The organism is Pseudomonas sp. QE6 (genome assembly GCF_041379005.1).
Taxonomy (GTDB): Bacteria; Pseudomonadota; Gammaproteobacteria; order Pseudomonadales; family Pseudomonadaceae; genus Pseudomonas.
The window spans coordinates 2906033-2924396 of record NZ_CP166873.1 but is presented as its reverse complement, the minus strand read 5'-3'; the positions used below and the strand labels follow the sequence as shown (position 1 = coordinate 2924396).

The 18364-nt window shown below is 64.8% G+C and carries 15 protein-coding genes; all 15 read right to left on the bottom strand.

The window, feature by feature from the left end:
* Window positions 1–6: 6 nt before the first annotated feature.
* The 15 genes from fliF to flgH all read right to left on the bottom strand — a co-directional run bounded on the left by fliF (window position 7) and on the right by flgH (window position 18358).
* Window positions 7–1788, bottom strand: coding sequence for a flagellar basal-body MS-ring/collar protein FliF (gene fliF / locus ACAW63_RS13595; RefSeq protein ID WP_371234313.1), 1782 nt, complete (start codon window positions 1786–1788; stop codon window positions 7–9).
* Between the two features lie 11 nt (window positions 1789–1799).
* A complete protein-coding gene (gene fliE / locus ACAW63_RS13590; RefSeq protein WP_331317235.1) occupies window positions 1800–2132 on the bottom strand; it encodes a flagellar hook-basal body complex protein FliE in 333 nt (110 codons plus the stop codon).
* Between the two features lie 714 nt (window positions 2133–2846).
* Window positions 2847–4262 carry a sigma-54-dependent response regulator transcription factor FleR gene (gene fleR, locus ACAW63_RS13585; RefSeq protein ID WP_371234312.1) on the bottom strand — a complete coding sequence of 472 codons (1416 nt, stop codon included), beginning with the start codon at window positions 4260–4262 and terminating at the stop codon, window positions 2847–2849.
* 5 nt (window positions 4263–4267) lie between these two features.
* Complete coding sequence (locus ACAW63_RS13580; protein ID WP_371234311.1) at window positions 4268–5512, bottom strand: PAS domain-containing sensor histidine kinase; 1245 nt, start codon at window positions 5510–5512, stop codon at window positions 4268–4270.
* Window positions 5513–5632: 120 nt separating this feature from the next.
* Window positions 5633–7108 carry a sigma-54 dependent transcriptional regulator gene (locus tag ACAW63_RS13575; protein ID WP_370601077.1) on the bottom strand — a complete coding sequence of 492 codons (1476 nt, stop codon included), beginning with the start codon at window positions 7106–7108 and terminating at the stop codon, window positions 5633–5635.
* A 260-nt stretch (window positions 7109–7368) separates the two neighbouring features.
* The gene (gene fliT / locus ACAW63_RS13570) at window positions 7369–7665 is read right to left on the bottom strand and encodes a flagellar protein FliT (protein ID WP_370601076.1); all 297 of its coding nucleotides are present in this window, start codon (window positions 7663–7665) and stop codon (window positions 7369–7371) included.
* Between the two features lie 14 nt (window positions 7666–7679).
* On the bottom strand, window positions 7680–8060 hold the full coding sequence (gene fliS, locus ACAW63_RS13565; RefSeq protein WP_371234309.1) for a flagellar export chaperone FliS: 381 nt from the start codon (window positions 8058–8060) through the stop codon (window positions 7680–7682).
* 128 nt (window positions 8061–8188) lie between these two features.
* On the bottom strand, window positions 8189–9640 hold the full coding sequence (gene fliD, locus ACAW63_RS13560) for a flagellar filament capping protein FliD (protein WP_371234308.1): 1452 nt from the start codon (window positions 9638–9640) through the stop codon (window positions 8189–8191).
* Between the two features lie 80 nt (window positions 9641–9720).
* Window positions 9721–10071: a flagellar protein FlaG gene (locus ACAW63_RS13555; RefSeq protein WP_371234307.1), complete on the bottom strand. Its 351-nt coding sequence runs from the start codon at window positions 10069–10071 to the stop codon at window positions 9721–9723.
* Window positions 10072–10148: 77 nt separating this feature from the next.
* Window positions 10149–11654 carry a flagellin gene (locus ACAW63_RS13550; protein ID WP_371234305.1) on the bottom strand — a complete coding sequence of 502 codons (1506 nt, stop codon included), beginning with the start codon at window positions 11652–11654 and terminating at the stop codon, window positions 10149–10151.
* 266 nt (window positions 11655–11920) lie between these two features.
* Entirely contained in the window at window positions 11921–13222 is a 1302-nt protein-coding gene (gene flgL, locus ACAW63_RS13545; protein WP_371234303.1) for a flagellar hook-associated protein FlgL, read from the bottom strand.
* A gap of 15 nt (window positions 13223–13237) precedes the next feature.
* On the bottom strand, window positions 13238–15265 hold the full coding sequence (flgK, locus tag ACAW63_RS13540) for a flagellar hook-associated protein FlgK (protein WP_371234301.1): 2028 nt from the start codon (window positions 15263–15265) through the stop codon (window positions 13238–13240).
* Between the two features lie 12 nt (window positions 15266–15277).
* The gene (flgJ, locus tag ACAW63_RS13535) at window positions 15278–16477 is read right to left on the bottom strand and encodes a flagellar assembly peptidoglycan hydrolase FlgJ (protein ID WP_371234299.1); all 1200 of its coding nucleotides are present in this window, start codon (window positions 16475–16477) and stop codon (window positions 15278–15280) included.
* Between the two features lie 10 nt (window positions 16478–16487).
* Window positions 16488–17570, bottom strand: a complete 1083-nt coding sequence (locus ACAW63_RS13530) for a flagellar basal body P-ring protein FlgI (protein ID WP_275611985.1) — start codon at window positions 17568–17570, stop codon at window positions 16488–16490.
* A gap of 95 nt (window positions 17571–17665) precedes the next feature.
* Window positions 17666–18358 carry a flagellar basal body L-ring protein FlgH gene (flgH, locus tag ACAW63_RS13525; protein ID WP_371234298.1) on the bottom strand — a complete coding sequence of 231 codons (693 nt, stop codon included), beginning with the start codon at window positions 18356–18358 and terminating at the stop codon, window positions 17666–17668.
* Window positions 18359–18364: the final 6 nt, after the last annotated feature.

Genomic DNA, 18364 nt, shown 5'->3' with positions numbered 1-18364 from the left:
GTGCGGTTACTCATCGGAATTGATCCACTCTTTCACCACCTGAGCCACACGCCCGGGGTCCTGCGCGACCAGGCTCTTGATCGCATTGAGCTGCGCATCGTAACCCTCGGACGGGCTCGGCAACAGAATACTGGCGGGGCCGCCGAGGCTGACGCGGTCGTCCGACAGCTCGCCGTCGAGGCCACCCAGTTCGCCCAGACCGTCAGCGCCCGCGCCGCCGGCCACCAGGGCCTTGCCCTTGTTGCCCGACAGGTTGTTCAGCACCGGACGCAGCACGCCCAGTACCAGCACCAGGATGAAGACGATGCCCAGCACCTGCTTGACCACGTCCCAGAACCAGGGCTGCGAGTAGAACGGCGGGGAGACGATTTCCTCGCCCTGCTCCGGGGCGAACGGCGCGTTGATCACGCTGACGCTGTCGCCACGGCTGGCGTCGTAGCCCACGGCGTCCTGCACCAGGCGGGTGAAGCGCGACAATTCGTCGGCGCTCCACGGCTTGTGGGTCACCTCGCCGGTCTTGGCATCGGTGATCATCCGGTCATCCAGCACCACCGCGACGGAAAGCCGGCGCAGGCGGCCCTGCTGCTGCTTGGTGTAGCTCACCGAGCGATCCAGCTCGTAGTTGCGGGTGTTCTGCTGGCGCTTGTCGGTGGGATACGGCGCCAGTTCCGGCCGGCCGGTCTTCGGGTCGATGATCGGCTGGCCGTTGGCGTCCTTCAGCGGCTGACCCGGCGCGACGTAGTCGGACGGCGCGTTCTGCGCAGTGGTCTGCGGCGCGTTGGCGGGCCCCGGCGGCTGGTTCGACAGCGCCCCCGGCACGCCTTGCGGGCCGTTGCTGTTCTGCCGTTCCTCATTGTTGGTCTGCTCGCTGCGCAGCGCCGGCTGGTCCGGGTTGTAGGATTCGGAGGTGGACTCCACCGCACTGAAGTCGACGTCGGCGGAGACTTCGGCCTTGTAGCGGCCGTTGCCCAGCACCGGTTGCAGGATGCTGTGCACGCGCTGGTTGAGGTTGCTTTCCATGCGGCGGGTGTAGTCGAACTGCTTGCCGGCCATGGTCAGCTCGGAGAGCTCCTGCTGGTCGGACAGCAGAGTGCCCTTCTGGTCGACGACGGTGACCTGGGACTTGTCCAGCTCCGGCACGCTGGTCGCCACCAGGTTGACGATCGCCATCACCTGGCTCGGCTCCAGGTTGCGGCCCGGGTACAGCTCGACCAGCACCGAGGCGCTGGGCTTGCGGTCGTCACGGACGAACACCGAGCTCTTCGGGATCGCCAGGTGCACGCGGGCGCCCTTGACGTTGTTCAGGCTGGAGATGGTGCGCGCCAGCTCGCCTTCCAGGCCGCGACGGTAATTGGTCGCTTCCATGAACTGGCTGGTGCCCAGGGCCTGTTCCTTGTCGAGGATCTCGAAGCCGACGTTGTTGTCGGTCGGCGCAACGCCGGCGCCGGCGACCTTCATCCGCGCGCGGCCGAGGTCGTCGGCCTTCACCAGCAGCGCGCCGGAGTTGGGTTCGACCTTGTAGGGAATGTCGGCTGCGCTCAGCGCCTCGACCACCTTGTTGGCGTCGACGCCGTTGAGGCTGCCGTACAGCGGCTTGTAGTCCGGCTGCTGCGACCAGAGCACCATGCCGAAGCCGACGGCGATGCTCGCGGCGAGGCCGACCAGCAGGCCGACCTGGCGCAGCACGGGCATGTCCGCGAGGTTTTCGAGGAAGGTCAGGCCCAGCAGCGGCTTTTTCGCTGCGCCGAGCTTGGCGGGAACCTGACTGTCTACGGTGGCGTCAGCCATGACCTGCTACCTCAGACCGGCATCTGCATGATGTCCTGGTACGCCTGGACGAGCTTGTTGCGTACCTGGGTCATGGCCTGGAAGGACACACTGGCTTTCTGCGAGGCGATCATCACGTCGGTGAGATCGACGCCGCTCTGGCCGACTTCGAAGGCGGTGGCCATGTCGGTGGCGACCTGCTGGGTGCCGTTCACCTTGTCGACGGCCTGGGTGAGCATCTGCGAGAAGCTCGGCGCACCCGGCTCGGTCGGTTGCGCAGCCTGCGCCTTCGACTTGGCCATGGCCTCCATCTGCATGGAGCGCATCTCCAGCAGCAGACGATTGAATTCGACACCCTGACTCATTACCTACCCCTCCGACTGGCCGCGGTTTTTTGACGCTACGCGGCGCTTTGCACAGAAGATTGCAACTTGGGTGCCAGGTTTTGGGGGTGGGGACTTTTTGATGGGAAGGCTCTGGATTGGGTGTTCGGAGCCGTAAGGCGCGGCCCCCGTAGGAGCGGACCTTGTCCGCGAAATCCATCGCGGATGAGTTCGCTCCAACAGGGAAATACCTGCGTATCTCGCCTACCTGGAGCAAGGGCGCATACGCATCGAGCTTTACCCACCGTCTTGCTCGGCGTTTCTGCGCCGCATCGGCGTGTGCTGGGAGATTTTATTTCGCCCCCTCGGGCGAGTCACTTCTTCCAAACGCCGAAGAAGTAACCAAGAAGGCTTGCCCCATCATCCGGCCCCGACTTCGCGGGGTTCCCTCCTTCCATCGAAGTTTCAGGGGCCCTTGTACGCCGACCCTCGGAGCGATACCGGAGCGAGGGGACCCCGGCGAAGCCGGGGCCGGATGTCGGGACGAGCCCTTTGGTTACTTTCTGGCGTTTGAGAAAGTGACTCGCCCGAGGGGGCGAAATAAAATCTCCCAGCACACGCCGATGCGGCGCAGAACCCCCCATACGAGAACAAAAACATCGCGGACAAAGTCCGCTCCTACAGGGACCAAGGCCCACCACCCCACCAAGAAAAAGCCCGCACAACGGCGGGCCAAGAGGGGAACTGGTCAAACCATCAACTGGCGTACAGATACGCCTCCACATCCATCCCCGCATCACGCATCTGCGCCAGTTTGTAACGCAGGGTCCGCGGGCTGATGCCCAGGCGCTCGGCAGCCTCCTTGCGGCGGCCGCGCTCACTGCGCAGGGTATCGATGATCATCTGGAACTCACGGCGCTTGAGGTCCTCCCCCAGGGCGCCCGCCTCCAGCACGGAGGGTGACGGAATTTCGACGCTCGCCGGAACCTGCGGCGCCGATGGCGCCGGCACGGCGGCCAGCGCCGGGCGCGGCGCATGGCCGATGGGCGCGGTCAGGCACAGGTCGGCGGCCTGCACCTGGCCGCCCTGCTGCAGGATCAACGAGCGCTGGATGGCGTTGTCCAGCTCGCGCACGTTGCCCGGCCACGAGTGCGCCAGCAGCGCGGCGCGGGCGTCGGCTCCGAGACTGACCGGCGCAAGGTTCATCTTGCGGCTGTACTTGGCCAGCAGACGCTCGGCCAACGGCAGAATGTCCGCCGGACGCTCGCGCAGCGGGCGCCAGGCCAGGGGGAAGACCGAGAGGCGGTAGTACAGGTCCTCGCGGAAACGTCCCGCCGCCACTTCGCCCAGCAGGTCGCGGTTGGTGGTGGCGAGCACGCGGATATCCAGGCTGATCGGCTTGCGCGCGCCGACGCGCTCCACCTCGCGCTCCTGCAGCACGCGCAGCAGCTTGGCTTGCAGACCCAGCGGCATTTCGGAGATTTCGTCGAGCAGGATGGTGCCACCGTCGGCCAGTTCGAACTTGCCCGGCTGGGCAGCGATGGCGCCGGTAAAGGCGCCCTTCTCGTGGCCGAACAGGGTGGCCTCGAGCATGTTGTCCGGGATCGCCGCGCAGTTGATCGCGACGAAGGGTTTGCCGGCGCGCGGCGACTGCTGGTGGATGTACTGCGCCAGCACTTCCTTGCCGGTGCCGGACTCGCCGGAGATCAGCACGGTGGAATCGCTGCGGGCGACACGGGCGGCCAGCTCCAGCAGCTGCCGGCTGGCCGGTTCCAGCGCCACCGGACCGTCGCCTTCAACAGGGGCGACCGTGCCCAGCGCATGGCGCGCCACCAGTTCCAGCAGGGCCTTCGGCTCGAAAGGCTTGACCAGGTAATCCGCCGCCCCCTGGCGCATGGCTTCCACCGCGCGATCCACCGCGCCGTAAGCAGTCATCAGCAGCACCGGCAGTTGCGGATGGCGTGCGCGGATCAGGCCGAGCAACTGGTGCCCGTCCATGCCCGGCATGTTCACATCGCTGATCACCAGGCTGAAGGCGTGTTTCTCCAGGGCCGGCAGCGCGGCCTCGGCGCAGTCGACGGCGACGAAGTCGTGCCCGCCGAGCATCAGGGTGTCGGACAGGGCTTCACGCAGGGCGCGGTCGTCTTCGACCAGCAGGACTTTGGCGGCCATGGTGTTCATTCCTTGTGAGCGATGGATTGAGCCACGATCAGCGGCAGGATCAGGATGGCGCAGGTGCCACGACCGGGGCGCGAGCGCAGGCGCAGCTCGCCCTGATGGGCCTTGGCGACGGCCTTGACCACGGCCAGCCCGAGGCCGGTGCCGGTGGTCTTGGTGGTGAAGAAGGGTTCGCCCAGGCGCGCCAGGGTTTCGGCGCTCATGCCCGGGCCGTTGTCGCTGATGGACAGGCGCAGGCTGTCGCCGCGCGCATACAGGTGCACCTTCAGGCGCACGTCGCGGCCGGCGGCCTGGATGGCGTTTTCCACCAGGTTGAGCAGCGTGCCGACCAGGGTGTCGCGGTTGCACAGCAGCTCGCCCACGCGGGCGTCGCACTGCCAACGGACGTTCAGGCCGGCAACGTGGGACTCGGCAGCGGCCCGCAGGCTGGTGAACAGCTGTGTCGGCGCCAGGCGATCCGGCAGCGGCAGTTCGCCCCGGGCGAACACCAGCATGTCGCGGACCTGGTTCTCCAGTTCGTGCAGACGCTCCTTGATCCGCCCGGCAAAGCGCTGTTGCTGCTCCAGCGGCAACTCCTGCTCGCTCAGGTGGCTGGCATAGAGCATGGCGGCGGACAGCGGCGTGCGGATCTGGTGAGCCAGCGACGCAACCATGCGGCCCAGCGCGGACAGGCGCTCGTGGCGCGCCAACTGGTCCTGCAGGCGACGGGTTTCCGTCAGGTCGTTGAGCAGGATGAGCTGGCCGGGCTCGCCGTTCAGCGAGCGGATGGCGATGGACACGCGGCGGCCATCGCGCAGGGAAACTTCATGGCCGTCGTCGGCGCGGGGAGCGAAGCTGCGGGCGATCACTTCGCGCCAGAGCATACCCACCAGCGGCTTGCCGAGCAGCGCGCAGGCCACCGGGTTGGCGTCGCGCACCACCCCCTGGGCATCGAGCACGATGACGCCGCCGGGCAGCACGTCGAGCAGGCTCTGCAGGCGATTGGCCAGGCGCTCCTTCTCGGCCAACTCTTGCATGCGCTGGGCGCTGACCAGAGCCAGCTGGCCCTTGAGCTCGGTGACGCGCGCCTCCAGCAGGCTGTAGGACTCACTGAGCTGGTTGGACATCTGGTTGAACAGGGCGAAAGCCTGTTCCAGATTCGCGCGGCTGCTCTCCTCCACCGGCCGACTTTCTTCGACGGGCACAAGGGCTTCGACGGGCGCGAGGGTGGTGGTTTCGGACTGGCGTTGGGCGACTGGCATCATGCGGTTCTCTCATCCGTCCGACGTCGTAGAACTGTCGGTCGGATGAGTCTTAGCAAACCGCGTGCCTAAAAATTACTCGTTTATTTTCAACCAGTTAGAGAAACGAGCGTGACGGAGGCGTCAATCCTCCGCCATCTCCTCCTCGCGACGGCTCATGCCGTACTTGCGCATTTTCTCCACCAGGGTGGTGCGGCGGATGCGCAGGCGTTCGGCGGCCCGGGCGACGACGCCGGCGGCATCGTCCAGCGCCTGCTGGATCAGGCCCTGCTCCAGGTTCGCGAGGTAATCCTTCAGGTCGATACCCTCGGCCGGCAGCATGGCGGGCGAGTCGAGGCCCGGCAGGCCGGCGGTGATCGCCGCGCGCTCCTCCAGCTCCTCGCGCAGGCTGCTCGCCAGTTGCTCGTCCTCGTCGTCGACGTGACGGAATTTCTTCGGCAGCTCGCCCACGCCAATTACGCCGTAGGGGTGCATGATCGCCAGGCGCTCGACGAGGTTCGCCAGCTCGCGCACGTTGCCCGGCCAGTCGTGGCGGCAGAGCGACATGATGGCGGCGGAGTTGAAGCGGATCGAACCGCGCTTCTCGTGCTCCATGCGCGAGATCAGCTCGTTCATCAGCAGCGGGATGTCCTCCACGCGCTCGCGCAGCGGGGCCATCTCGATGGGGAAGACGTTGAGGCGGTAGTACAGGTCCTCGCGGAAGCTGCCGTCCTCGATCATCTTCTCGAGGTTCTTGTGGGTCGCAGCGATGATGCGCACGTCCACGTTCTGCGTCTTGTTGCTGCCCACTCGCTCGAAGGTGCGCTCCTGCAACACGCGCAGCAGCTTGACCTGCATCGGCAGCGGCATGTCGCCGATCTCGTCGAGGAACAGGGTGCCGCCGTTGGCCAGTTCGAAGCGGCCGGCGCGGCTGGTGATGGCGCCAGTGAAGGCGCCCTTCTCATGGCCGAACAGTTCGCTTTCCAGCAGCTCCGCCGGGATCGCGCCGCAGTTGACCGGCACGAAGGGCGCGTCGCGACGCTTGGAATGGTAGTGAAGGTTGCGCGCCACCACTTCCTTGCCGGTGCCGGACTCGCCGAGGATCAGCACGCTAGCGTCGGTGTCGGCGACCTGCTGCATCATCTGCCGCACCTGCTGGATGGCACGGCTGGTGCCCACCAGGCTGCGGAACAGGTTGGGCTCGCGCTGGCGGCCGCGCTCGCGGGCCTGGTCGTACATCTCGCGGTAGACCTGGGCGCGGTGCAGGGAGTCGAGCAGTTTGTTGTAGCTGGGCGGCATTTCCAGGCTGGCCAGCACGCGGCGGCGCAGCTCTTCGGGCCAGTCTGCGGGGGCCGACTCGCCGATCAGCAACACAGGCAGGAACTCGTCCCAGGTCGCCAGCTGCTTGAGCAGCTCCAGCGCCCCGCCCTTGCTTTCCACGTTGCCGAGCAGCACGCAGAGCACGTCGCGGCTGCCGTTGGGCAGCGCATCGACCGCCTGGCGCCAGTCGTGGCTGCCGCAGGCGATCTGGTCCTCGCCAAGGAAGCCGATGATGACCGAGAGGTCACGGCACCGTTCCTGGTTATCGTCGATCAGGAGAATCTTGGTTTCGCGCCACATCTTTAGCTTGTCATCCCGGGGCTTTGAGGCCGTCGAACGGCTGCTGACACGAGCCTGGCGATGACACAATTCCCCGTGATCGCCAGCATTTGGCCACTAGTAAAGTCAAAAACGCGGGAAGAGTCAAATTTATGGCGTGCTTTTTTTGATGCTGCCCGACGAAGGGCGTTGACCCGGATCATGGCAATCGAACCAAGGAGCGGTCCGCACAAACACGGCGGCGGCCGGTGGGCCGCCGGGGGGAAACAGATCCGAACGGATCAGCCGAACATCTGGTAGACCTTGGCGCCCTGGCTGGAACGACGCACGGCGGTCAGTTCCTCGCCGATAGCGGTGCGCTGGGCGGTACAGACCTTGACCAGTTCACCGTAGAGCGCCAGCAGCTGCTCCATGGTGTCACGCAGGGCCTGTTCGTCGCGCTCGGCATCCTGCATGGCCACGTCCACCTGCTCACGGCACATGCGGTCCAGTTCGCCGATGGCGTCCCAGTCCTTGCTGTGCATCGCGGCGGAGAGCGCGGCGCGGGTTTCGTTGAGTTGTTGCATGGCCTGATTCATGACTCGTCCTTCCTTCAGGCGGAGATCGCATCCCAGCCCGATTTCACTTCACGCAGCAGGCCGGACACCTCGTCGAGGATCGCGGCATCGCCACTGCGGTTGGCCTCCAGCAGGCGCTCGGTCATGTAACCGTAAAGTCGATCGAGGTTCAATGCCAGCTCGCCACCCAGCTCCGGGTTCAGCGCCTCGCGCAGACCGCCGACGATACCGATGGCCTTGCTGATCAGCTCGCCACGTTCGGCCAACTGGCCACGCTCGATGGCGCCACGGGCCTGCGCCATGCGCTCCAGGCCGCCCTGCATCAGCATCTGGATCAGGCTGTGCGGCGACGCTTCGGCGACGCGCGCTTCCAGGCTGACTTGCTGGTATTGCTTCATGGCTCTCATGGCGTACATGGCAGGCTCCTGCGGGGAATTCATCTACTGACCAAGGTATCGGCCAGTGAAGCAGGAGCTTGAAGGCTTCTTGAGATTTTTTTCGTCGCGCCCGGCGCAAAGCCGGGCACGATGCAGCAGTTACCAGATCAGCCCTTGGCGAACGGCAGGCTGGCCAGTTGGCTGGTCAGGCTGTTGGCAGTGGATTGCAGGCTGCCCACCAACGAGTCCATGGCGTTGAACTGCTTGAGCAGACGCTCCTGCAGCGAGGTGATTCGGCGATTCAGGTCATCCTGCTGCTTGTCTACGCTCTGCAGCGTATTGTTCAGCGCCTTGTTGCGCAGCTCGAGTACACCGCCGGTATCGGTATAAGGCTTGAGCGTACTGGTCAGGCGAGTCGCCAGTCCGTTATCGCCAACGAAGAGGTTGGCCACGTCCTGGAAGTTGGAGGTCACCATCTTGTCGAGCTTGGTGGAGTCCAGCTCCAGAGTGCCGTCCTGCTTGGTGGTGATGCCCAGGTCAGCGAGCACACGCACCCCGCCATCCCCCTGGGTGGCCACCAGTTCGTTGCGCACACTGCTCAACAGGCTGCGAACCGTAGCATCGCCAACCAAGGCACCAGTGACAGGCGCCTTGTCCTCGCCGACCTTGGTGACGACGGTCTGCTCCTTGATCGTGCCCATCAGCTTGTTGTAGGCATCGACGAACTTCTTGATGTTGCCCTTGACGCCATCGGTGTCCAGGCTGACGCCGACGGTCAGCGGTTTGCCGGCCTCGGTCACGCCCTTGAGATTGAGGGTCACGCCCTCCAGCGCATTCTCCACGGTGTTGGAGTCGCTGGTGACTTTCAGCCCATCGATGGTCAGCTCGGCACTCTTGGCGCGGCTCAGCATGCGAGCGGCAGCCGGATCGCTAGGCACTGGCGGGTCAACGGCATCGGGATCGGTGGGCGCGGCGCTCGGAGTGAAGGCCAGGCTGTTCAGGCTGGCGCTGCCGCTGCCATCGTCGCCGCTGACGGCCACCGAGATGTCCTTGCCGTCCCCCATCTTGCTGCTGCTGAGCACCAGGCGCGAGCCATGGGCATCGGTGACGATGGTGGCGCTGACGCCCTCGTCCTTACCGGCCTTGTTGATGGCATCGCGCAGACCGGCAAGCGTGTTGTTGCTGTCGTTGACGTCGATGGTCGGCAACGCGGTGTCGCCAAGCTTGATGGTCAGGCTGCCCTTGCCGAAGGTCGCCGCCTGGTCGCCATTGGACGGGATGGCCCCCAGGGCCACCTTGCTGCCCTGAGCCAGTTGCTGGACCTCGACCTGGTAACTGCCGACCCCCGCCTTGGCGGTCCCCGTGGCGGTCAGCAGGTCGGTCTTGGAGGAACTGACGGTGCGCCCCTGGAACTTGTCGATCTTGTTCAGATCGGCCAGGGCCGTCTGGAAATCGCTGATGGCGCTCTTGAGGGTGCCCAGCGCAGTGATCTTGGCGGTGGTGTCCTTGCTCAACTTGTCGATCTGATTCTGCTTGGGCGCTTTTTCCGCCGCCACGAGCGAGCTGACGATGCTGTTGATATCCAGGCCCGAGCCGAGCCCGGTGATGCTGGTAGCCATTTCCCTTCTCCGTCAAGAAACTGCGCGAAACTCCGCTTGGCAAGAGCTTAGGCAAGAATTACGCCAATTGCTTCCCCGCGTCAGGCGCGGGTTTCGAACATCAGGCTGCGCATATCTTCCAACCGGGCGGCAAGTTTCAGCACCTCCTCGGAAGGAATTTGCCGCACGACCTTGCCGGAATCGCCATCGATGACCTTGACCACGACATCCCCGGTCGCATCGTCGATGCTGAAATTCAGGTTGCGGCGCACACCCTGCACATGCTTCTGGATATCCGACACGGCGGCATCCAGGCGGGCACGTGCATCACGCGCATCCTCCGCAGTGGCCTCCGCATCCGGCTTCGCGGCAGCGGGAGCAGAGGGAAGCGCGGTTTCGCTGCGCGAGGCGCCCTGGAACGCCGATACTCCGGCTACGTTGCCAACGTCCATGGTTCACTCCTTCGCAAAGCCAAAAGGGAGGAAGGGTTGCCCCTTCCTCCCGTAGTCGGATCGACTATCCCTCAACCTTAGCGGAGCAGGCTGAGCACCGACTGCGGCAGCTGGTTGGCCTGGGCCAGGATCGCGGTACCGGCCTGTTGCAGCACCTGGTTCTTCGACAGGGTCGCGGTTTCCGCGGCGAAGTCGGCGTCCTTGATGCGGCTGCGAGCTGCATCGACGTTCTCGGAGATGCTCTGCAGGTTGGCGATGGTGTTGTCGAAGCGGTTCTGCACGGCACCCAGGCTGGAACGGGTGTTATCGATCTGGGCCAGGGCCGAGTCGATGATGCCGATGGCCTTCTGGGCACCGTTCACGTCGCTGATATCGATCGACTGCACGGTATCCATGGAGGAATTGGTAGCAGCGTTGGCAAAGATGGTGCCGTCAGCGCTTGCCTGAACGCTGAAGCCACTGAGCGAGGTCATACGGATGTCACCGGTTACCAGCGCAGCTACGTTGCCGCCTTCAGTAAGAGTAGTGGCGGTACCCAAGGCGTTATCGTCGAAGTCGTAGGACTGGATATCGATGCTTTCGTTGCTGGCACCACCGACCGCAAAGGAGTCGATACCGATGTTACTGCCGTCTTTCGCTTCCAGAGTCAGACTGCCCTTATCATCGATCTTGGCAGTAATGCCGGTGGTGGCAGACTTGGCATTCACGGCATCGCGAACGCTGGAAAGATCAGTGACATCGCTGACGTTGGCGGAGATGGCAACACTGGCGCCATTCTTGCCGGTCAGGTTGAAGCTGACATCACCCACACCCGTCAGACCAGACACAACCGCTTTAGTACGAGCCTCAGCCTTTACGCCAGTATCAGACTCTTTGGCGTTAACAGCCGCAGCAACTGCTGCCGCGCTGCTGCCAGTCGCACCGCCGACGCTGGCGGTGGTTGCCTGACCATCAGGACCAGTGATGGTCAGGGTGTTGGCGGTCATGCCGTTGGTAGTTGGAAGAGTTGCACCAGCGGCGATGGTACCGAACTTGGTAGTACCTGCACCGGCCTGGCCTTTTACTGCATAGGTCCCCAGATCGGTAGAGCTGGCAGCGCCTACGGAAACGCTGATGGTTTCACGGGCGTTGGAGCCAACCTGGAAGTCGACGTTGGTGAAGGAACCGTCGAGCACCTTACGGCCACCGAAGGTGGTGGTGTCGGCGATACGGGTCAGTTCGTCCTGCAGGGCGCTGACTTCCTTCTGCAGTGCCTTGCGGTCGGTGGCGTCGTTGGTGCCGTTGGCCGACTGCAGGGACAGGTCGCGCATACGCTGCAGGATGTTGGTGGACTGCTGCAGGGCGCCTTCAGCGGTCTGCGCCAGGGAGATGCCGTCGTTGGCGTTGCGCACGGCAACGTTCAGGCCACTGATCTGGCTGCTCATACGGTTGGAGATCTGCAGGCCGGCGGCATCGTCCTTGGCGCTGTTGATGCGGTTACCGGTGGACAGACGCTGCAGCGAGGTGTTCAGGGCGTTCGACGAGCCGCTGAGGTTACGCTGGGTGTTCAGGGAAGCAATGTTGGTATTGACGGTAAGGGCCATGATGGTCTCCTTCAGAGGTCCTGTTCGTTCCTGAGCGTGCGATATCTCGGCCTGCTTGCTCAGGGACACCAAGAATTCGCATTCGAACTGTTTATCGGCGCTGATCCGAGGAGCTTTAGCGAAAATTCAAGAGTTTTTTTTCAGCTTTCGGATCAAGCACTTGCAGCCACTTACCGACGACATCCAGCGAGCGCTGCGATCATTTTCTATATCGACAAAAAAGCCCGCGGCTTTAAGCTCGCGGGCTCTTTTCATTCTGGTTGCGATCAGTTGAGGTAGTTGAACAGGCTGAGCCCGCTGATCTTCACATAGCTTTGCTGCGCGGCCTGGAGGATGGTGGACTGCATCGACAGGCGCGACAGCGCCTCGGCGTAATCCAGGTCCTGCAGGTCGGAGATGACGCCGGCGTTCACCAGCTTCACGTCGTCGATGAAGGTCTCGGTGGAGTCGATGGTGTTCAAGCGCGCGCCGATCTGCCCCCTCCCCTTCAGCACCTGGCCACTGGCCGAGTCCAGGTTGGAGATCGCTACACCCGTGGCATCGCGGATCGCCTTGCTGCTCTCGGTGTCGTCACCGCCTTTTTCCAACGCCTTGCGCAGGTCAGAAACCACGTTGAGCAGGCTGCGCTTCTCATTGCCCGGGTCACGCTTGATGCTGAACTCGTCGCCAGTCTTGGGTGTGCCATCGAGAATCACGCTGACGCCGCCATAACGGATGTAGTCCTTGGTCAGCGGATCATCGTCAATGGCGCCGGTGGAGAGCTGACCGACTGGCGGTGTATTCGGATCGTAGGTCGTCCAGTCATATCCCGCCGGCAGCTTCGCCGGGTCATAGACCACGTAGTTGTTCTGATCGAGGAAGTGGATGCCGACTCCATCGGTAGCCGCTGGCGGATTGCTCGATGGAAACACCGTGTCGTAGTCGACCTTGTCCTCCACCATGCCCAGTGAAATACGACCGGTGCCGCTATTGCTCGCAGCACCCGCGGTAGTCACCCGATTGGCGTTGGGCACATCCTCGAACAGTACCTTGCCGCTGTCGCTGATACCCAGCAGCGTGCTGCTGGCGATCTGTACCTGACGCTGGCTCTCGTCGCCCTGATAGCTGTAGGTACCATCCGCGTTGCGCACGAAGGGTTGCTGGTCGCCCTGGCTGCCGGAGAACAGGTACTTGCCGCTGGCATCCTTGCTGTTGAGCAGGTTCAACAGTTCGTCCTCGCGCTGGCCCAGTTCGGTGGCCAGCGCCTTACGGTCGGAATCGTCGCGCGCGCCGTTACCCGCTTCCACCGCAATCTCGCGGATGCGCTGCAGCACGTTGCCCACCGAATCGAGGATGGACTCCTCGGTGGTGAGGTTGTTCTTCGCCGCCGTAATGTTGCTCTTGTACTGGTCGTTGAGCGACTGCTCCTGGCTCAGCTGCAGCAGGCGCACCGAGGCCACCGGGTCGTCCGCCGGGGTGAGGATGCGTTTGCCGGTGCTGATCTGCTCCTGGGTGCGGGTGACGTTGCCGTAGTTCTTCTGCAGGCCGCCGACCGAGTTGTTGTATGCCTGGATGGTGGAGATGCGCATGGTCAACTTCCTCTATCAGCGGAACGCGCCGATCAGCGTGTCGAACAGGGAACGGGCGACCTGGATCACCTGGGCCGACGCGCTGTAGTACTGCTGGAACTGGATGAGATTGGCCGCCTCTTCGTCAAGGTTCACGCCCGACAGCGAGTCGCGGTTGTCCTGGGCCTGCTTGAGTACGGTGGCGCTGGCGTCGGCGTTGTTGCGCACCTGCGCGGTCAGGGTGCCGATGCGCTCCACCAGGCCGCCGTAGGAATCATTGAAGCTGGCGCCGGTGCTGCCGGTGCCGCCCACCGTGGGCTTGCTCTGCAGGCCGGAGAGCGCCAGGGCGTTGCTGTTGTCGGAGATGCCCTTGGTGTTCATGCCCAGGGTGAAGGTATCGCCGGCCTGGGGCACGCCGCTCAGGGTGAATTCGTAGCTGTATTGGTTGCCGGTGCCCGGGTCGGTGTAGTCCAGGCGCAGGGTGTTGGTCTGCCCGGTGGTCAGGCCAGTGGTCGACGGCGACACGTAGCTCAGGGTGGCACCCGCCGGCAGCGTGCCGGTCAGGGTATTGGTGGTGGAATCGAAGCTCAGACTCAGGCCGCCGGCGCCGAACAGGCTCTGCAATTCGCTGGTCACTACCGGCGAGGGGCCGCTGGTGAGCTTGGGCTGGCCGATGGCTCCGGTGCCCCGGTTGCTGGTGGTGGCTTCGCTGCGGGCGGTGCCGGCGAAGGCCAGCTGGTCGCCCTTGGTCAGCGCCGTATTGATGTCCGACGCGCCACGGCGGGTGGGCTGCAGGGTGAAGCCGTCGCCGGCCGGCGGCAGGCTGTTCATGGTCACCTGGAAGCCCTGGTCGCCACCGCTGCCGTCGGCGAAGCTCAGGGTGTAGGGGCCGGTGCCGCTCACGGTGACGTTGATCGACGCGTTGTCGGACAGGCGCCGCGCGGTGAAGTTGGTGCCGTCGTATTCCAGGCGGTAGTCGCTGACGCCGAGCTTGCTGGTATCGGTGATGTTCAGGCTGGGGCTGACGGTGCCGGTGTTGCCGGACAGGGCGAGGACCCGCAGCGCGGTGATGGTCGGGTCGTTGATGTCGCCGAACAGCTTGCTGCCGGCATTGCCGGACAGGTCCAGGCCCTGGCCGAGCTGCTTGTTGACGACATCGGCGAAGGTCACGGCGATCTGCCCGAGCTTGTTGTACGAGGCATCCAGCGCGGTATCGCGATAAGCCAGCAGGCCGCCCATCTGGCCGCCGGAAACCTGGCTGGTGATGGTCTGCACGGCGCTGCCGCTGACCAGTTGCACCTGGAAGCGGGTCGGGTCGTCGGCCCCCGGCACCACCTGCAGTGCCGAGGTGGTGGTGCCCACCACCAGCGGCTGGCCGGTGCCGATGAACAGGTTGACGCTGCTGTCGTCCTGGGGCACCGCCTGCACGCCGATCAGTTCGGAGAGCTTGCGGATGGTCTCCTCGCGGGCATCGATCAGGTCGTTGGGCTGGCCGCCGGCAGCCTTGGCCTTGGCGATGGCGTCGTTGTAGCTCGCCACGCTGGTCGCCAGGGAATTGACCTGGTTGGCCAGCGAGCCGAGCTGCTGGTTGATCAGGCTGTTCTGCTTGTCGAGCTGGTCGTACAGGGTGTTGAAGGACTTCGACAGCCCCTGCGCTTCCGCCAGCAGCGCCTCGCGGCCCTCGGTGGCGGAGGGGTTGGCGGCGGCGGTCTGCAGCGCGGCGAAGAACTTCTGCAGCGCCGGGCTGATGCCGGTGGTGGTGTCCGAGAGCAGGGCGTCGAGCTGTTCGATCTGCCCCTGGAAGGCACTCAGTTCATTGCTCTGGCTGGTGGCGGTGCGCACCTGGGAGAACAGGAAGTCACTGGCCAGCCGGCGCACGTCGACCACCTGGCTGCCCGAACCGATGTAGCCGGCGCCGCTGTACTGCGGGATGCCGGTCTGCTGCACCGACTGCTGACGGGAATAGCCGGGGGTATTGACGTTGGTGATGTTGTGGCCGGTCACCGTCAACGAGGTCTGGCTCGAACGCAGGCCAGACAGGCCAATGGACAGTAGATCGCTCATAACTCTTGGTCCTTATCCCAGGGGCGGGGTGTCCGCCGCGGCGACTGCCTGGTACACCTGCATCTGCTTGGCGATCTGCGCGACCTTGCGGGCGTAGTTCGGATCGGTGGCATAGCCGGCGCGCTGCAGTTCCTTCATGAACTGTTCGGGGCGCGCGGTGGAGTCCAGCGCGTCCGAATAGCGGTCGTTGTTCTGCAGGAAGCTCACGTAGTCGTTGAAGCTCTGCTCGAAGGAGTCGTAGGAGCGGAACGCCGCGACTTCCTTCACTTTCTTGCCGTTCACGTATTCGCTGGTCACCGCCCGCGCGGAGTCACCGTCCCAGCGGGAACCGGACTTGATACCGAACAGGTTGTGGCTGCTGGAGCCGTCCTGGTCGCGAATGATGGATTTGCCCCAGCCGGTTTCCAGCGCGGCCTGGGCCACCAGGTAGCGCGGATCGACGCCGATGCGCTGGGCGGCTTTCTGCGCCATGGGCAGCATGGTGGCGACGAATTCGTCCGCCGAGCCGAAGGCCGACTTGCCCGGCGCCAGCGGCGGCTGGGCGTAGCGACGGCCGCTGATGTCCTGGGCGCCGGCGGCGGCGTCGATGGCGTCCACGGCATTGGCGTAGGACTTGGCGGTCTGCCAGTCGTTGCCGGCCAGCGGCTTGCCCTGCTCGTCCGCAGTGGCGGCGCCCGGCACGATGCCGGCCATCACGCGGTCGGCCAGCTTGCCCGGCAGGGACAGGCGACGGGCGTTGAGCAGCCTGGAGTCGTCGCGGCCTTCGGCCGGTTGCGGCAAGGGCTTGCCGCTGGCGTTGACGCCGGTGGTGGACGGCCAGGCGGAGGTCTGGGCGACCTTGGCGAAGGGGTTCGCGGCGCCCGTGCGCTTGCCGCTGTTCATGTGCGACAGCTGGCGGGTCAGCACGTCCGACAGGCCGATGCCATGGCCCTTGGTGGAGAGGCTGACGGCCAGCTGCTGGTCGTACATTTCCTGGTATTGCTTGGTGGTCGCGGTGTTCATGAAGTTGCCTTCGGCGAGCACGTCGTTGGCCGAGCGCATCGACTTGAGCATTTCGTTCATGAACAGCGATTCGAATTCCTGGGCGACCTTGCGGATGTTGCCTTCGCTGTCGCGCCCGGCGCCGTTCTTCAGCTGTGCCAGGCGGTTGAGGTCGGTGTAGGCCCCGGAATTGGTGCCGGAGGAACCGGCGGAGAAGAGTTTGGCATCCACGGCGGCGTCCTCAGATCACGATCAGGTCGGCCTGCAGCGCGCCGGCCTGTTTCAGGGCTTCGAGGATCGCCATCAGGTCGCTGGGCGCGGCGCCCACCTGGTTAACGGCGCGGACGATTTCATCCAGCGTGGTGCCCGGGCCGAACTTGAACATCGGCTTGGCTTCCTGGTCGGCGTTCACCCGCGAGCGCGGCACCACGGCGGTCTGGCCGTTGGAGAACGGGCCGGGCTGGCTGACGATCGGGTCTTCGGTGATGGTCACGGTGAGGCTGCCGTGGGTCACGGCGGCCGGCGACACGCGCACGTTCTGGCCGATCACGATGGTGCCGGTGCGCGAGTTGATGATGACCTTGGCCACCGCTTCGCCGGCCTGCACGTCGAGGTTTTCCAGGACCGACATGTAGTCCACGCGCTGGTTCGGGTCCAGCGGCGCGCTGACCCGTACCGAGCCGCCGTCGATGGCCTGGGCGACGCCCGGGCCGAGCAGTTCGTTGATGCGGTCGACGATGTGCTTGGCGGTGGTGAAGTCCGGGCGGTTGAGGTTCAGGGTCAGGCTGTTGCCCTGGTCGAAGCCGCTCGGCACTGCGCGCTCCACGGTGGCGCCGGCCGGAATGCGGCCGGCCGACGGGACGTTGACGGTGATCTTCGAGCCGTCGCGACCCTCGGCGTCGAAGCCGCCGACAACCAGGTTGCCCTGGGCCACGGCGTAGGTCTGGCCGTCGATGCCCTTGAGCTGGGTCATCAGCAGGCTGCCGCCGCGCAGGCTCTTGGCGTTGCCGATGGAGGAGACGGTGATGTCGATGGTCTGGCCCGGCTTGGCGAAGGCCGGCAGGTCGGCGTGCACCGACACCGCGGCAACGTTCTTGAGCTGCACGTTGCCGACGTTGGCCGGCACCTTGATGCCGAACTGCGCCAGCATGTTGTTGAAGGTCTGCAGGGTGAAGGGCGTCTGGGTGGTCTGGTCGCCGCTGCCGTCGAGGCCCACGACCAGGCCGTAGCCGATCAGCTGGTTGCTGCGCACGCCCTGGATGGTGGCGATGTCCTTCAGACGCTCGGCGTGGGCGGCCGGAATCATCAGCAACGCACAGAGCATCAGGAAGATGTAGGAGCGAGCTTGCTCGCGAACACCTTTGGCAGAGACTTTCGCGAGCAAGCTCGCTCCTACAATGGCCATGACATTCACCCTGCTCAGAACGGGAACAGCGGGCTGAGGAAGAAGCGATCGAACCAGCCCGGCTGGCTCGCATCGGCGAACGCACCGGTGCCCGAGTAGGTGATGCGCGCATCGGCCACGCGGGTGGAGGACACGGTGTTGTCGGTGGCGATGTCGTCGGCGCGGATCAGACCGGCGATGCGCACCAGCTCGTTGCCGGTGTTCAGGGTCATCCACTTTTCGCCGCGCACGGCGAGGATGCCGTTGGGCATGACTTCGGCCACGGTGACGGTGACCGAACCGGTCAGGCTGTTGCTCTGCCCCGCCTGGCTGTCGCCCTTGGCATCGCGGGAGCCACCGTACTCGGCGCTCAGGCTGAGGTCGCCGCCGCCAACGGGGTTGTCGGTAGTCAGGCCGCTGCCGAACATCGAGGTCAGGCCGAGCTTGGTCTTGCTGTCCTTGGAGATGTCCGAGTTGGCCTTCTTGCTGGCCTGGGTCTTCTCGTTGAGGGTGATGGTGATGATGTCACCCACGCGGAAGGCCTTGCGGTCGCCATAAAGGTTGTTGTCGAAACCGCTCTGGTAGATCGAACCGTTGTTCTGCGCGGCGGGCATCGGGGTACGCGGCATCACCGGGGCGTAATAGGGGTCATCCGGCTTCGGCGGAGGACTGACGCACCCGGCCAGCGCGGCGATGGCCAGCAGCGGAAGAAGGTGGGAACGGTTCATTTACAG

Excerpts from the sequence above, each read along its gene's own strand:
- fliF (WP_371234313.1), bottom strand. The coding sequence starts at position 1,788 with ATGGCTGACGCCACCGTAGACAGTCAGGTTCCCGCCAAGCTCGGCGCA.
- fliE (WP_331317235.1), bottom strand. The coding sequence starts at position 2,132 with ATGAGTCAGGGTGTCGAATTCAATCGTCTGCTGCTGGAGATGCGCTCC.
- fleR (WP_371234312.1), bottom strand. The coding sequence starts at position 4,262 with ATGGCCGCCAAAGTCCTGCTGGTCGAAGACGACCGCGCCCTGCGTGAA.
- ACAW63_RS13580 (WP_371234311.1), bottom strand. The coding sequence starts at position 5,512 with ATGATGCCAGTCGCCCAACGCCAGTCCGAAACCACCACCCTCGCGCCC.
- ACAW63_RS13575 (WP_370601077.1), bottom strand. The coding sequence starts at position 7,108 with ATGTGGCGCGAAACCAAGATTCTCCTGATCGACGATAACCAGGAACGG.
- fliT (WP_370601076.1), bottom strand. The coding sequence starts at position 7,665 with ATGAATCAGGCCATGCAACAACTCAACGAAACCCGCGCCGCGCTCTCC.
- fliS (WP_371234309.1), bottom strand. The coding sequence starts at position 8,060 with ATGTACGCCATGAGAGCCATGAAGCAATACCAGCAAGTCAGCCTGGAA.
- fliD (WP_371234308.1), bottom strand. The coding sequence starts at position 9,640 with ATGGCTACCAGCATCACCGGGCTCGGCTCGGGCCTGGATATCAACAGC.
- ACAW63_RS13555 (WP_371234307.1), bottom strand. The coding sequence starts at position 10,071 with ATGGACGTTGGCAACGTAGCCGGAGTATCGGCGTTCCAGGGCGCCTCG.
- ACAW63_RS13550 (WP_371234305.1), bottom strand. The coding sequence starts at position 11,654 with ATGGCCCTTACCGTCAATACCAACATTGCTTCCCTGAACACCCAGCGT.
- flgL (WP_371234303.1), bottom strand. The coding sequence starts at position 13,222 with ATGCGCATCTCCACCATCCAGGCATACAACAACTCGGTCGGCGGCCTG.
- flgK (WP_371234301.1), bottom strand. The coding sequence starts at position 15,265 with ATGAGCGATCTACTGTCCATTGGCCTGTCTGGCCTGCGTTCGAGCCAG.
- ACAW63_RS13530 (WP_275611985.1), bottom strand. The coding sequence starts at position 17,570 with ATGCTCTGTGCGTTGCTGATGATTCCGGCCGCCCACGCCGAGCGTCTG.
- flgH (WP_371234298.1), bottom strand. The coding sequence starts at position 18,358 with ATGAACCGTTCCCACCTTCTTCCGCTGCTGGCCATCGCCGCGCTGGCC.